Source organism: Nocardia sp. JMUB6875 (assembly GCF_041154655.1).
Lineage (GTDB): Bacteria > Actinomycetota > Actinomycetes > Mycobacteriales > Mycobacteriaceae > Nocardia.
The window spans coordinates 43,100-57,230 of the sequence record NZ_BAAFGR010000012.1; the positions used below are offsets into that span (position 1 = coordinate 43,100).

Sequence of the window (14,131 nt, forward strand, 5' to 3'; positions counted from 1 at the left end):
CTAACAGCTGTGCCGCCGCCCCGCCCGCCGAAAGCGAAACAAACTCAGTTAGATACCCGGTCCACCGCCTCCACCCGCTCGTACCCGAGCAGGACATCGTGGGCGACCTCGCCGTCGGCGACCGTGACCCGGCTGAAGGCGGCCGGGTACCCGCGAGCCATGACGGTGTAGCGGCCCTCGGCCAGATCCGGCACGACATAGCGCCCGCTGTCGTCGGTGCGGGTGATGGCGATCAGATCCCCGGCCTCGTCGAGCACGGTGATCTGCGCGTCCGGCACCCCGTCGCCGCGCTCGTTGCACGCCGATCCGGCGAGCACCGCGCGCGGGGCCAATTCGATGTCGTGGCGCAGCATTCCGCTGTCCGGCACGGTGAGGGTCATGGCCGTGGGCCGCATGTGATCGGCCACCGCGACCAGGGTGTAGGTGCCCGCGAGCACGCCGCGGCAGATGAAGTCGCCCTCCGCGGTGGTGATGGCCGAGCCGACCACATCGCCGAACGCGTCGGTGAGCGTGACCGTCGCCTCGCCCAGCGGCACGCCGCGGCCCGCCGTGCGCACCGTGCCCGACACCTCGCCGGAACCGAGCAGCTGCACATCGAGCACATGCGGTCGACCGCCGACGCTGATCGAGACCGCGGCGGGTTGATACCCGAAGGCGGACACGATCAGCACGTACCCGCCCGCGCGCGGGACACCGATGCGGTAGGCGCCGTCGGGGTCTCCGATGGCCCGCGAAACCTGGTGTCCGCGTTGATCGATCAGGGTGAGCACGGCATCGGGCACGGACTGTCCGTCCTCGCGGTGCACGCAGCCCGACACCGACAGCCCGGTCGGCTCGATGTAGCGGAACTCCGGTTCCTCCGGCTCGGGTTCGGGTTCGGGTTCCGCGATCTCCTCGACCACCGACACCGGAACATCCTGCAGCGGAATCTCTTTCATGAAGACGAGCACGAACGCCGCGGCCACCGCGACCGCCGCCGCGACGAAGAACACCCCGCCCATGGCATGGGTGAACCCGGTCAGGATGGGCGTGCGCAGCTCCTCCGGCAGGGCCGCGATCCCGCTGGTATTGCTCTGGATCTGCCCCAGCTGCGCCTGGTCGAAGCCCGGCGGCAGCTGCCCGCCGAACGCGGCCAGGATCTTGCGCGGTAGCAGGTTGAACAGGATGGTCAGGAAGACCGCGACGCCCAGCGTACCGCCCATCTGCCGGAAGAAGGTGGCCGACGCGGTGGACACACCCATGTCCATGCGCGGCCCGGCGTTCTGGGCCGCGATGATGAGCGTCTGCATGCACCCGCCCAGCCCGAAACCGATGACGCCGCAGTACAACAGCGGCTGCCACAGCGGGGTGTCGAAACGCACCAGCGCGAACAGCACGGACCCGAGCCCGATCACCAGCGATCCCAGGATCGGCAGCGCCTTGTAGCGCCCGGTGAACTTGGTGATGAGCCCGGAGATCTGCGCGCCGATCATGATGCCCACCACCAGAGGCAGCATGAAAAGCCCGGAGCGCGTGGGCGAATACCCGCGCACCACCTGGAAGTACAACGGCACCAGCACGATCGCGCCGAACATGGCCACGCCGACGATGAAGCCGCCCCCGATGGCGATGCTGAAGGTGCGATTGCGGAACAGCCGCAAGGGAATCAGCGCGGCGTCCTTCATGAGGAATTCCACCAGCAGGAACAGCACCAGGCCGACGGCCGCGACGGCGTAGCAGAGCAGCGCGCGATGCGACTGCCAGCCCCATTCGCGCCCCTGCTGGGCGACGATGAGCAGCGGAACCGTGCCCACCGCAAGGGTTATCGCGCCCAGCCAGTCGGTGCGCTGCCGGTGCCGTTCGAACGGCACGTCCAGCACCTTGCCGACGACCAGCAGCGCCAGCACGCCGATCGGCACGTTCACCAGGAAAACCCACCGCCAGCCCGAGAGTCCCAGGATGTGATCGGCATTGGAGAAGAAGCCGCCCAGCACCGGCCCGAGCACGGTGGCGATGCCGAACACCATCATGAAATAGCCCTGGTATCTGACTCTTTCGCGCGGCGGCACGATATCGCCGATGATGGTGAAGGCCAGCGACATGAGCCCGCCCGCGCCCACGCCCTGCAGCGCGCGGAAGGCCGCGAGCTGGTACATGGTGGTGGCGAAGGTACAGGCCACCGAGCCGATCACGAACACGCCGATGGCGATGAGGTAGCAGGGTTTCCGGCCGTAGATGTCGGCGAGCTTGCCGTAGAGCGGTGTGCTGATGGTGGCGGTGATGAGATAGGCCGTGGTGGCCCAGGCCTGTTTGTCGAAGCCGTGCAGGCTGTTGGCGATGCGGACGATCGCCACGCTCACGATGTTCTGGTCCAGTGCGGCCAGGAAGACGCCCAGCAGCAGACCGGACAGTATGGTCATGATCTGGCGGTGCGACAGTGTGTTCTGCGGTGGCAGAGTGTTCTCGGCCGATCTCTCCGCGGTGGCGGGAGCGGGCGCGACTCGAACCGGTGCTGCCAACTTCGCCTGGGTAGAGCTGTTGGTCATGTTTGGGGCCCTTGTCGGATTTTCGGCTGTCCGTGCAATGCGGTGCTACGAAAAGAGAGCTGCGGTGCTACTCGAAAAGACCTCGCCATGAAGCAATTCGGGCAGCTTACCCCCCGGGTGGACAGACCCCGAACATCAGGTGGTGGTTACGCCTCCGTTTGTGCGTAGAGCGGAATACCGGTGTGGAAGAAGCGAATGAGCCGTCCGATGCGCACGCAGTGGTCGGCCCCGCGCTCGAAGTGGTGGGCCAGCAGCGCGATATCGATGGCCATGGCCGAGCCGTGCGCCCAGGTGTCGTCGGCGGCCAGCTCGACCAGCTGGACGCGCAACCGCTCGATATTCTCGTCGCGCGGCACCAGCGCGCGGTCGCGCGGCGGGCTCTGTGCGGCAATGACTCCCACGGCGGTGTCGACGAGATGCGTTACAGCGCTCGACATTTCCGCGAGCAGGGCCAGAACCTGCGGCGGGGCGGCCGGATTCGGGTAGCGGCGGACCACCACATCGGCCACCCGGCTCAGCGCCCGGCTGACCGCGAGCAGGTCGTCGGCGATCTGCATGGCGGTCACCACCTGGCGCAGATCCCGGGCCACGGGGGCCTCCAGGGCCAGCAGGATGACCGACCGGTCCTCACATTTGGCGTGCTCGATCTCCACCTTCTCCTCGAGCGCGAAGACCTCGTAGGCGGCGGTCAGGTCGCTGCCGGCGAGCGCGGCCGCGGCCCGCTCCGAACCCTCATGCGTCAGTCTCGCCATATGCGCGAGCTCATCGGTCAGCGCCATCAGTTCGCTGGAGAATTTCGTGCGCACTCGCATATCTTGGCCGCCCACGTGCATACCTGCACACTATCGCGGCAAAACCTTTATCCCCGAATGACTCTCGGTTCTTTTCGGTAGCTAAAAACAGACCGACCGGAATTTCAGGAGAGCCCGCGCACGGTGCGTCTTCCCGGGAAACACCGGCCCGTGCACGAGACTGACCCCGTGGCCGCCGACGACACCGCCGACACCGAAACATCCGGCCGGGCATCGATGCCCGCCTGGCTGCCGCGGGCCATGGTGCTCGCGCTGGCCCTGCTCGGGCTGTTCGAACTCGCCAACTGGGCCGCGCACCAGCTGATCGGCATCGCGATCATGATGACCGTCGCGTTCTTCGTCTCGCTGGCCATGGAACCGGCGGTGGACGGGCTGGCCGCGCGCGGCGTCAATCGCGGGCTGGCCACCGGCGTGGTGTTCCTCATCGTGTTCGCCTGCACCGCGGGCTTCCTCGCGACCCTGGGCGTGCTCATGGTGGAGACCGTCGCCAATGTGGTGAGCGAACTGCCGCGGCTCATCGACGAACTCGTGGACTGGGTCAACCACACCTTCCATCAGAAGTTCACCCTGGACCAGCTGCGCGACCGGCTGTTCAAGGACTCGGACGTGATCAACAGCTATGCCGCGCGCGCCGCCAACAATGTGTGGGGTCTGTCCAGCACGGTGCTGGCCGGGGTGGCCAAATTCGTCACCATCGCGCTGTTCAGCATCTACATGACCGCCGACGGGCCGAAGCTGCGGCGCGCGGTGTGCTCGCTGCTGCCGCCCGCGAAACAGGGTGCGGTGCTGCACGCCTGGGATCTGGCCATCGAGAAGACCGGGGGCTACCTGTATTCGCGGGCGCTGCTGGCGGTCATCTCCGCCGTCGCGCACGGGGCGTTCCTGGCGCTGCTGGGCATTCCGAATTCGATCGCGCTGGGCATCTGGTTCGGTGTGGTGGCCTCGTTCGTGCCGACCATCGGCACGTATCTGGCGGGCATCCTGCCGGTCCTGGTGGCGCTGACCATCAATCCCATTTACGCGGTGTGGATCCTCATCTTCGTGGTGGTCTACCAGTGGCTGCAGGACTACGTGCTGCAGCCGCGCATCACCGCCAAGACCGTGGACGTCAATCCGGCGATCGCGCTGCTGTCGGTCATCGTGGGTGGTGCGCTGCTGGGCGCGGTGGGGGCGCTGCTGGCCATCCCCGCCACCGCGACGCTGCAGGCGTTCCTCGGCGAGTACGTCCCCCGCTACGAGGTCCCCGAGGACCCGCGCATCGAGCGCACCGAGCGAACCCGCAAGGGCGGCAAACGAACTCGGCCCTCGAAGAGTTAGGCGGGCGTGGGCTCCTTGGTCTGCGCCCGGGCCCGCGCGGTGCCGATGATGGAGCCGAGGATCACCAGCGGGAAGCCGATGGCCATGCCCGCGGTCAGCGGCTCGTCCAGCAGCGAGACGCCGATCAGCAGAGCCACCGCGGGATTGATGTAGGTGATGACGGTGGCGCGCGACGGGCCGACCTCACCGATCAGCGCGAAGAACACCACGAACGCCAGCGCGGTGCAGATCAGGCCGAGGCCGACCACCGACCAGGTGGGGCCGGGCGGGTAGTGCGACGGCAGGCGCCACAGGGAGAACGGCAGGTAGATGGCGGCGGCGAAGATCAGCGAGGCGGTCACCACGCCGATGGGGGGCAGGTCGGTCAGCTTGCGGTCGATGATGATCGGGCCCAGCGCATAGCCGATCACGCTCACGCCGATGGCGGCCAGCGCGCCCAGATTCGAGACGTCGATGTCCAGGCCGACCAGGGCGGTCACACCCGCGAAGCCGATCACCAGACCGAGGATGCGGCGCATGTCCAAGTGCTCGTGGCCCATTCGGGTGGTGATCACGATGGCGATGAGCGGCACGGCGGCGATCAGCAGGCCGACGGTCGAACTGGTCAGCTTGGTCTCGGCGTGGCCGATGAGCAGCCACGGGCCGGTGATCTCCACGACCGTGTACACCAGCACCCAGCGCCAGCGCCGCAGCACCGGCAGCAGCACCTTCAGGTACAGCGCGATCGGCAGCAGCACCAGCGCGCCCAGCAGGGTCCGGCCGAAGGCCACGAACACCGGGTCGAATTCGCGCACCGCGACCCGGATCATGGCGTACGGGACTCCCCAGATCACGCCCATGCCCAGGAACAACAGCCACCCGCGCTTGCTCACAACCCACGCTCCTTCCGATCCTCCGGAGCGTATGCCACGCCGCCGACACGCTGATTCGGTCGTCCAAACGCGCGCGGTGTCCGAACTATTTCGGTGACGAACGCGAGGCCTGCGAGACGACAGCGGCAACCGGCGAGACAGTGGCGACCTGCGAGACAGTGGCGACGAGTGCGAGTTCGGGCGGGGATGGCGGTGGTGGCGGCGACGCTGCTGGCGCTGGGCGCGGCGCCCGCTTCGGCGGCGCCGCCGGAAACCGGGGGTGATCCGCTGCCCGCCTCCGGCACGCTCGAGCCTGCGCTGGACTGCGCGCCCGCGCCGGAGCAGCCGAATCCGGTGGTGATCCTCGGCGGTTTCGGGGCGGTCGGGGATATTCGCGCGACGCTGGACAAGCAGATGGCGGGGATCACGAGCGGGATCCGGGCGATCGGGGGCTGCCCGTTCATCTTCGGGTACGGCATCATCGGGCCGATGCAGGCGGCCGCACCGGTGGCGGAGTCGGCGGGGCAGCTGCGGGACTTCGTGGCCGAGGTGCTGGCGGCGACGGGGGCCGCGCGGGTCGATATCGTCGCGCACTCGTCGGGAGCGTTGATCGCCAACTACTACTTGAAGTTCCTGCACGGCGGACCGTCCGTCGACCGCGCGGTGTATCTCGCGCCGGTGACCAAGGGGACGACCGCGGCGACGCTCATCGGGGGGTTGGATCTGCCCGGGTCGCCCGAAGGGTTGGCGAGCGTGCTCAACGATGCCACGAATCCGTTGCGCGACAGCGTGTTCCGGGGCGTACAGGGCGCTCTGGACTGCCTGGCCGGGTCGCGGGTGACCGCGGCGCTGCTCGACGGCGGGATCACCGTGCCCGAGGTCACCTACTCGGTGCTGGCCACGCGCGGCGATCAGGTGCTGACGCCGCCGGGTACGGCCTCGTTCATCGAGGAGCCGGGCGTGGTGAACGATTTCTTCGAAGATCTTTATCCGCGTGCGGGTTTCGCCAGTCATGCCGCGCTGCCGATGCAGCCGGACGCGGCGCGGTGGGTGGTGGAACAGCTGCTCTCCGAATGAGCCGAAAATTGCCCGGCAGGAAACATTGCCCGCCGGGCACGTTTCTCGCATACTGGGTGCATGCCCGACGAACAGCCGCTCGGACTCCGTGAGCGCAAGAAGGCCGACACCCGCCGCGCCCTCAGCGATGCGGCGTTGGCGCTCATGTTCGAGCGCGGGCTGGAGAACGTGGTGCGCGAGGACATCGCCGCGCGGGCGGGGGTTTCCGTGCGCACCTTCAACAACTATTTCGCCGGGAAGTACGACGCGCTCGTCTACCGGCAGCTCGACCGAATCCGCCGCGGCGTGGAGATTCTGCGCTCCCGGCCGGCGGAGGAACCGCTCTTGGAAGCGCTCACCACGGCGATGGTCGAACCGCTCGTGGAAGAACTCACCGAGACCGGTGATTTGACGCCCACCCCCGAACAGCTCGTCCAGGTCCGGAAACTGGTCGAGGCACCGGAAGTCGCCGCCATGATGTCGAAAGGCATTCAGGAGGCGGTGATCGCCGCCATTGCCGAGCGCACCGGCACCGATCCCGAGCGCGACCTGTACCCGCGGCTGGTCGCGGCGGTGGCCTCCGCGGCACAGCAGGCCGCCTTCGAGATCTACGTGAGATCCGATCCGCCCCAACCTATTCCCGTTCTGATCCGGCAGGCCATGGCCGCGCTCGCGGCGGGCCTGCCCGAACCACCGGCGTAGCAGCGCCGCTAGCGCCGGTCGTCCCGAAATACCCTCAGTGACAAGAGGTTTATTCGTCATGCCCGAAAACAGTGCTTCCGTGCGGACCACCGACATCGTCATCACCGGAGCCGGGCCCAACGGCCTGATGCTCGCCTGCGAACTCGCCCTCGCCGGACTCCGGCCCATCGTGCTGGACCGACTACCCGCTCCTAGTCTCGAACCGAAGGCCAATGGCCTTGCCGGACAGGTGGTTCGCATCCTCGATATGCGCGGCCTGTACGGCGCGTTCAGCGGCAACCCGGGGACGCCGACTCCGGTGCCGCGTTACATATTCGGCGGCATGCCGTTGGATCTGACTGCGGTGCAACCTAATCCGGTGCACCTGCTGCTCAAGCCGCAGCCGGAGATGGTGGAGATCCTCACCAAGCGCGCGATCGACCTCGGCGTGGATCTGCGCTGGGGCCACGAGCTGATTGACATCGAGCCCGGCGATGACCGGGTCCGCGTCTCGATCTCCGCTCCCGACGGCGCTTACGAGCTGACGGCACGCTTCCTGGTCGGCGCCGACGGCGGAAAGAGCCTGGTACGCAAGCGAACCGGCATCGACTTCCCCGGCATCACCGCCGACGGCCACATCGCCCGGACCGGGCACACCACCATTCCCGCCGAACTCCGCACCGGCGACGGCCGCCTCGAGGTACCCGGCGTGGGCACCTTCGAGCTCGGCCATCACAGCCTCGAACGCGGCATCTTCGTCTATGCCGAACTGCAACCCCACCGGCCGCTGGTCGGGACCATCGAATTCGAAGGCGGCGAACAGTATTCCAACGACACACCCATGACCTTCGACGAACTGCGGGACAGTGTCGAGCGTGTCCTCGGTACACCGCTGCCCATCACTCCGCCGACCGGTCCCGGCCCGCACAACCTGCGGCGCACCATCGGTCAGAACACCCGGGTCGCGGAGCATTACCGCCTCGGCAATGTCTTCCTGCTCGGCGACGCCGCCCACGTGCACTCCGCCATGGGCGGGCCCGGCCTCAACCTGGGCCTGCAGGACACCGTCAATCTGGGATGGAAACTCGCTGCGGAGGTTCGGGGTTGGGCACCCGAGGGTCTGCTCGACACCTACGAATCCGAACGCCATCCCGTCGCGGAGCGGGTCGTCATGTACACCCTGTCGCAATCCGCACTGGTCTCACCCGGACCGGAAATCACCGCTCTCCGAGAGCTTTTCGGCGAACTCATGCAGCTTCCCCAAGTGACGACCCACATCGCCAACCTGCTGGCGGGCTCCGACGTCCGGTATGACGTCGGCGACTCCCACCCGCTCTCGGGCCATCTCTTCCCAGATCACACCGTCGAAACCGACAGCGGCACAGCCCGAATCGCCGAACTCCTGCGCCCGGCGCGTCCGATCCTGTTCGCCTTCGGGGACACCGCAGACCTGGCGGCCGTCGCGGCGGGTTGGACCGATCGAGTCGACCTCGTCGCGGCCACCTGTCCGGAGCCTCCGGCGGCGGCCCTGCTGATTCGCCCGGACGGCTACATCGCCTGGGCCACCGATGATTTCACCCCGTCCGACCACGGCAGCCTGCGTGCCGCCCTCGAACGCTGGTTCGGCACGCCGGGTTCCCTCGACTGAGGGTTCGAGGGAACCCGGCGCGGGCGCTCAGAAGCCGAAGGACCCGGTGTTGGGCTTGGGCGTGGGGGTGGGGGTGGGGGTCGGATCGACCGGGACGTCGGTCACGGTCACGACCTTAGTGGTCGAGGAGGCGGCCACGCCGGTGCGGCCGGAGAAGTTCGCGCCGATCGTGTACGAACCCGCCGCGCCGGGGGTCCACACGATGGTGGCCTTGCCGTTCGCATTGACCGGGATGTCGCCGAGCACCTGGTCGCCCGCCTTGAACTGGACGGTGCCGCCCGCCGCGGCCGGGGACACGGTCGCCTCGAGGGTGACGGCCTTGCCGGTCTGCGCACCGGTCACATCGGTGAGCACGGTGGTCGACACGGCATCGCTGGACACCGTGATGTTCGGGCCCTTGTTGGCGTAGTTGCCGTCACCGAGCGAGCCGCTGTAGTCCATGGAGGTCGGCAGCGGGGTGTCGCGGGCGCAGTTCACACCCACGGTGTACTGCACCTCGAAGGTCTGCGACTTGGGATTGATGTTCGGGTACACCGGGTACTTGGTGATGCCGAACGACGCCCGCACCCAATCCGAGGACGAGGTGTCCAGGGAGACCTGGTCGCCGCCCATCTTCGCCGAGCCGGCCACCGGCGTCAGGCAGGCCGGGTGCCAGTCCTTCACCGCGTAGATGTACTCCACCGGGATCCCGGTCCGCTCGAAGGTCGTCTTGACGGTCACGACCTCACCAACGATCGGATTCGTATTCGACACCGTCCGGGTGAACTTGCTGTTCCCGTCGGACCAGGTGACCGTGCCGGGCGCGGCCGAGGCCGTCCCGGGCACGGCCGCAGCCACGAAACCCGCCGCGACCGCGAGGGCCGCCATCGAGCCCGCCACCCGCTGAATACTTCTGTCCACCATCGTCTCTCCCACGCACACGGGTGTCCCTCGACATCGTTATCGAGGCGCTGACGCACCCGGGTTGGCGCGATTAGATCACGCGCGGATCCCCCGCGGACGGGATTCCGAAATACGAATGGTTCAGATGCCGACTCATCCCGATCGGTCGACGGGATCAGCGGGGATCGGGTCTAAAGTCGCTTCATGTCGACTTCCGTGGCGGGGTCAGTGTCGGGTAGTGCCGAGGCGGCGGCCGAGGCCGGGCGGGCGGCACGCAAGACGGTGACGCGGTCGGCGCTGGGGGTGTGGAAACCGGCGGCGGATCGGGTGGATCCGATCTCGATACTCGAGCGGCAGGCCGAGACCCGCGTCGCCGAGCTGGTGAAGATCCGGTACGCGCGGATGGCCGCCGGGCAGTTTCCGTTCTTTCGGGGCGCGCCCGCGATCATGGCGGAAGACCTGGCCGCCGGGGAGAACACCGGGCTGCGGGTGCAGCTGTGCGGGGATGCGCACCTGTCGAATTTCGGGCTGTTCGCATCGCCGGAGCGGTCACTCGTGTTCGACCTCAACGACTTCGACGAGACGCTGCCGGGACCGTTCGAGTGGGATGTGAAGCGGCTGGTCGCGAGTGTGGCGGTGGCGGGCCGGGCGAACGGGTTCACCGATGCCGAGGCGGTCGACGGCGCGGTGACGGCGGCACAGGCCTACCGGGAGACGATGGCGCGGCTGGCGACACTCGGGGAGACCGATGTCTGGTATCAGATGGTCGAGGCCGAGCAGGTATCCGAACTGGTGAAGCCCAAGGACCGCAAGCTGACCGACAAGGTGATCAACAAGGCGAAGGCGCGGACGAGCCTGCAGGCGCTGGACAAGCTCACCGAGCCCGGGCCGGACGGGACGCCGCGGATCAAGGCGGATCCGCCGTTGGTACTGCCGGTGCCGAAAGAGCTGTACGCACAACTGGATTCGGTGCTGGCGGACTACCGTGCGACGCTACCGGAGGAGCGCCGGGTACTGCTGGATCGGTACGAATTGCGGGACATCGCAATGAAAGTCGTCGGGGTGGGCAGTGTGGGAACGCGCTGCTTCATCGCCCTGTTGACCGGGCGCACCACCGGAGATCCGCTGTTCCTGCAGGTGAAGCAGGCCGAGGCTTCGGTGCTGACACCGCATCTGGGCGCCAGCCAGTTCCGCCATCAGGGACATCGGGTGGTGCACGGGCAGCGGCTCACCCAGTCGGCCGGGGATATCTTCCTGGGCTGGGCGACCGGGCCGGACGGGCTGTTCTACTACTGGCGTCAGCTGCGAGACATGAAGGGCTCCTTGGTCATCGACGACATGTCGGCCGCGCAGCTGCGGCAGTACGCGGCGCTGTGCGGGCACACCCTGGCCCGCGGGCACGCGCGTTCGGGCGATCGGGTGGCCATCGCGGCATACCTGGGCGGCAGCGACGTCTTCGACAAGGCGATGGGCGAATTCGCGCTCGCCTACGCCGATCAGACGGCCGCCGATCACGAAGCGCTGTTGGCCGCCATCGATTCCGGACGGCTCGTCGCGGACGACAGCACGATGGGCGAAGGGAAATGAGTAAAGGGACGAACGTCCCAATCAGGACGTGATTAGCGCGGTATAGCTATTTCTCAGCGCCCTCTTAAAATTGGTCATTAGGTTTCCCTAACGCAATCGGCGGTCCAGTTCACTGGGATCGTTCGGGAGTTCCCCATGACCGGCTGAAAGGGGTCCGCATGAGCTCGCTGCTCGACAGCAAACCGGGAGAGAAATTCCGGATCGGACGGATTCGACTCCTGGGGCGACAGCGACGGCGACTGCTCGAGATGGGTTTGATTCCCGGCGCGCCGGCCAGCGTGGCCACCATCGGCGTGCACGGCGGCCGCATCCTGTGCCTCGGCGACGCGCGGATCGCGGTGGACGCGGCCACCGCCCGGGCCATCGACGTGGCGCGGGAGTCCGCGCATGAGTGAATCCTGTTGCGGCGGATCGGCTTCCACCTCGACCGCGACCCTGACCGACACCTCCACCGTGGTCCTGGTCGGCAATCCGAACGTCGGCAAGTCGACGCTGTTCAATGCCGCCACCGGGGCCCGGCAGCGGGTCGGCAACTGGCCGGGCACCACGGTCGAGGTGACCGAGGGACCGTGGAAACTGGGTCCCGACCGCACGATTCGCCTGCTGGACCTGCCCGGCACCCACAGCCTGCTGCCCGCCGCGCCCGATGAGGCCGTCACCCGCGACGCCCTGCTCACCGACTCCGGCCCGGATCGCCCCGACGTGGTGATCGCAGTGGTGGACGCCGCGAACCTGGCGCGCAGCCTGTATCTGCTGTCGCAGGTGCTCGAGACCGGCCTGCCGACGGTGATCGCCATGACCATGACCGATGTGGCGGACGGCCGCGGCACGCCCGTCGACGCCGCCCGGCTGGCCGCGGTGGCCGGTGTGCCGGTGGTGCCGCTGGTCGCGCGCGGCGGCACCGGAATGCCCGCGCTGGCCCGGGCCGTCGACGCGGCGCTGCAGGATCGGCGCGCGCCGATCGCGCCGCATCTGGGCGAGGATGTGGAGGCGGCCGTCGAGAGGCTGAAACCGCTACTGCCCGAGCACTATCCGCCGCGCTGGCTGGCGCTGGCCCTGCTCGCCGGGGACGTCCCGCCCGGGGTCCCCGCCGACCTGGCCGTCGCCGCCCGCACCATCCTCGCCGACACCGCCGACGAGCCGATGGATTCCGAGGAGGACGGCGAGATCCTGATCGCCGAACGCCGCTACGCCTGGGCCCACGATGTGCGCGCGGCCGTGGTCACCGGCTCGGAAACCCGTGTCACGCTGAGCGATCGGGTGGATCGGATCGTCACTCACCGCTGGATCGGCGTTCCGATCTTCCTGGCCGTCATGTGGGTGGTGTTCGAGCTGACCACCACCGTGGCCAAGCCGCTGCAGGACGCGTTGCAGGGCGTCATCACCGGGCCGATCGCCGATGCGACGGCGGGCTTCCTGAACACCCTGCACGCACCGCAGCCGCTGATCGGGCTGGTGCGGGACGGCTTCATCGGCGGTGTCGGCGTGGTGCTGAGCTTCGTGCCGCTCATGCTGATCATGTTCGTTCTGCTGGCGGTGCTGGAGGATTCGGGCTACATGGCCCGCGCGGCGTTCGTGGCCGACCGGCTCATGCGCACCATCGGCCTGCCCGGGCGCGCGGTACTGCCGCTGATCGTCGGCTTCGGCTGCAATGTGCCCGCCATCGCCGGTACCAAGGTGCTGTCCAATCCCCGGCACCGGATGCTCACCGCGCTGCTGATCCCGTTCACCAGTTGCAGTGCGCGCCTGGTGGTTTACGTGATGCTGGCGGGTGTCTTCTTCGGCAGCCAGGCGGGGACGGTGGTCTTCGCCATGTACCTGACCTCCATCGTGCTGGTGGTCGGCGTGGGATACCTGTTGCGCAACATCATCTTCCGCGACATGGCGGACGAGCCGCTGGTGCTCGACCTGCCGCCCTACCGCCGCCCCAGCCTGCGGGTGCTGAGCGCCGTCACCTGGCAGAAGCTGCGCGGATTCCTCAGCACCGCCAGCGGCATCATCGTCGTCACCGTCACGGCCATCTGGCTGCTGGCCTCGATTCCGGTGGGCGGCGGCACCTTCGGGCAGGTGGATCCCGGCGACAGCGCGCTGGGCACGGTCTCCTCGGCGGTGGCCCCGGTCTTCGCGCCCGCCGGATTCGACGACTGGCATGCCGGTGCGGCGCTGGCCACCGGGTTCGTCGCCAAGGAGGCGGTGGTCGCGACCATCGCGCAGTCCTACAGCATGGATGATCCCGGGCACGGCGCGGCGAGCGCGCCGCTCGCGGATTCGCTGCGGGAGACCTTCCGGGACTCGTCGGGCGGTCACACCCTGCCCGCGGTGCTCGCGTTCATGATGTTCCTGCTCGCCTACACCCCGTGCGTGGCCACCCTCGCGGCGCTGCGCGGCACCATCGGGTTGCGCGCGACGCTCATGAGCGTGGTCATGCAGCTGGCGGTGGCGTGGGTGCTGGCGGTGGCGGTCTTCCAGATCGGACGGATCTTCTGGTGAGCGCCACGGTAGCGGCGAGCCCGCTGCGCCGGGTGCTGGCCGAGATCACCGAATCCCGAGGCGATTTCAGCCTCGACCAGATCGCCCGGCGCGTAGGCGTATCCCTGGACGAGGCCAAAGCCATGGTCGACTACTGGGTCCGCAAGGGCCGCTTGTCGGTGGAACAGATCGGCTCGTCCTGCCCCTCCACCGGCTGCGGCGGCTGCGCCCAATCCAGTTGCCCCACCGGCGATAAGGGCCCCGTCCTACTCGCCATCACCCCGCGCCCACTCAGGGATTGAC

12 protein-coding genes are annotated in these 14,131 nt (G+C 68.2%); 8 read left to right on the forward strand and 4 right to left on the reverse strand.

Translation table 11 applies throughout. From position 1 onward, the window contains the following. Nucleotides 1-44: 44 nt before the first annotated feature. Nucleotides 45-2,399, reverse strand: a complete 2,355-nt coding sequence (locus ACAM49_RS05170) for an MFS transporter (protein ID WP_369634291.1) — start codon at nucleotides 2,397-2,399, stop codon at nucleotides 45-47. Nucleotides 2,400-2,671: 272 nt separating this feature from the next. Beyond that, nucleotides 2,672-3,331, reverse strand: coding sequence for a phosphate uptake regulator PhoU (locus ACAM49_RS05175; RefSeq protein ID WP_369634292.1), 660 nt, complete (start codon nucleotides 3,329-3,331; stop codon nucleotides 2,672-2,674). Between the two features lie 156 nt (nucleotides 3,332-3,487). Between ACAM49_RS05175 and ACAM49_RS05180 the strand changes: the two genes are divergently transcribed. Further along, complete coding sequence (locus ACAM49_RS05180) at nucleotides 3,488-4,654, forward strand: AI-2E family transporter (protein ID WP_369634293.1); 1,167 nt, start codon at nucleotides 3,488-3,490, stop codon at nucleotides 4,652-4,654. Here the strand turns inward: ACAM49_RS05180 and ACAM49_RS05185 are convergent. Further along, nucleotides 4,651-5,526, reverse strand: coding sequence for a DMT family transporter (locus ACAM49_RS05185; RefSeq protein ID WP_369634294.1), 876 nt, complete (start codon nucleotides 5,524-5,526; stop codon nucleotides 4,651-4,653). The two genes, ACAM49_RS05180 and ACAM49_RS05185, sit on opposite strands and share 4 nt — an antisense overlap. A gap of 168 nt (nucleotides 5,527-5,694) precedes the next feature. Here ACAM49_RS05185 and ACAM49_RS05190 point away from each other — a divergent pair, with 168 nt between their 5' ends. The 3 genes from ACAM49_RS05190 to ACAM49_RS05200 are packed head-to-tail and all read left to right on the forward strand — an operon-like array spanning nucleotide 5,695 to nucleotide 8,890. Then, nucleotides 5,695-6,582: an esterase/lipase family protein gene (locus ACAM49_RS05190; protein WP_369634295.1), complete on the forward strand. Its 888-nt coding sequence runs from the start codon at nucleotides 5,695-5,697 to the stop codon at nucleotides 6,580-6,582. A gap of 60 nt (nucleotides 6,583-6,642) precedes the next feature. Continuing rightward, the gene (locus tag ACAM49_RS05195) at nucleotides 6,643-7,263 is read left to right on the forward strand and encodes a TetR/AcrR family transcriptional regulator (protein ID WP_369634296.1); all 621 of its coding nucleotides are present in this window, start codon (nucleotides 6,643-6,645) and stop codon (nucleotides 7,261-7,263) included. 58 nt (nucleotides 7,264-7,321) lie between these two features. Then, nucleotides 7,322-8,890: an FAD-dependent monooxygenase gene (locus ACAM49_RS05200; protein ID WP_369634297.1), complete on the forward strand. Its 1,569-nt coding sequence runs from the start codon at nucleotides 7,322-7,324 to the stop codon at nucleotides 8,888-8,890. A 27-nt stretch (nucleotides 8,891-8,917) separates the two neighbouring features. On the opposite strand, the gene ACAM49_RS05205 is transcribed toward ACAM49_RS05200, so the two are convergent. Continuing rightward, nucleotides 8,918-9,793, reverse strand: a complete 876-nt coding sequence (locus tag ACAM49_RS05205; protein ID WP_369634298.1) for an Ig-like domain-containing protein — start codon at nucleotides 9,791-9,793, stop codon at nucleotides 8,918-8,920. Between the two features lie 183 nt (nucleotides 9,794-9,976). On the opposite strand from ACAM49_RS05205, the gene ACAM49_RS05210 reads away from it, so the two are divergent. The 4 genes from ACAM49_RS05210 to ACAM49_RS05225 all read left to right on the forward strand — a co-directional run bounded on the left by ACAM49_RS05210 (nucleotide 9,977) and on the right by ACAM49_RS05225 (nucleotide 14,130). Then, nucleotides 9,977-11,359: a DUF2252 domain-containing protein gene (locus ACAM49_RS05210; protein ID WP_369634299.1), complete on the forward strand. Its 1,383-nt coding sequence runs from the start codon at nucleotides 9,977-9,979 to the stop codon at nucleotides 11,357-11,359. A 158-nt stretch (nucleotides 11,360-11,517) separates the two neighbouring features. Then, on the forward strand, nucleotides 11,518-11,754 hold the full coding sequence (locus tag ACAM49_RS05215) for a FeoA domain-containing protein (protein WP_369634300.1): 237 nt from the start codon (nucleotides 11,518-11,520) through the stop codon (nucleotides 11,752-11,754). Then, nucleotides 11,747-13,849 carry a ferrous iron transport protein B gene (feoB, locus tag ACAM49_RS05220; protein WP_369634301.1) on the forward strand — a complete coding sequence of 701 codons (2,103 nt, stop codon included), beginning with the start codon at nucleotides 11,747-11,749 and terminating at the stop codon, nucleotides 13,847-13,849. The genes ACAM49_RS05215 and feoB overlap by 8 nt, the downstream gene beginning before the upstream one ends. Next, a complete protein-coding gene (locus tag ACAM49_RS05225; protein WP_369634302.1) occupies nucleotides 13,846-14,130 on the forward strand; it encodes a FeoC-like transcriptional regulator in 285 nt (94 codons plus the stop codon). Before feoB ends, ACAM49_RS05225 begins: the two co-directional genes overlap by 4 nt. The last annotated feature ends 1 nt before the right edge of the window (nucleotide 14,131 follow it).

Bases quoted from the DNA above. Each gene is read 5' to 3' on its own strand.
- feoB (WP_369634301.1), top strand. From the start codon at position 11,747: ATGAGTGAATCCTGTTGCGGCGGATCGGCTTCCACCTCGACCGCGACC.
- ACAM49_RS05210 (WP_369634299.1), top strand. From the start codon at position 9,977: ATGTCGACTTCCGTGGCGGGGTCAGTGTCGGGTAGTGCCGAGGCGGCG.
- ACAM49_RS05205 (WP_369634298.1), bottom strand. From the start codon at position 9,793: ATGGTGGACAGAAGTATTCAGCGGGTGGCGGGCTCGATGGCGGCCCTC.
- ACAM49_RS05200 (WP_369634297.1), top strand. From the start codon at position 7,322: ATGCCCGAAAACAGTGCTTCCGTGCGGACCACCGACATCGTCATCACC.
- ACAM49_RS05215 (WP_369634300.1), top strand. From the start codon at position 11,518: ATGAGCTCGCTGCTCGACAGCAAACCGGGAGAGAAATTCCGGATCGGA.
- ACAM49_RS05195 (WP_369634296.1), top strand. From the start codon at position 6,643: ATGCCCGACGAACAGCCGCTCGGACTCCGTGAGCGCAAGAAGGCCGAC.
- ACAM49_RS05170 (WP_369634291.1), bottom strand. From the start codon at position 2,399: ATGACCATACTGTCCGGTCTGCTGCTGGGCGTCTTCCTGGCCGCACTG.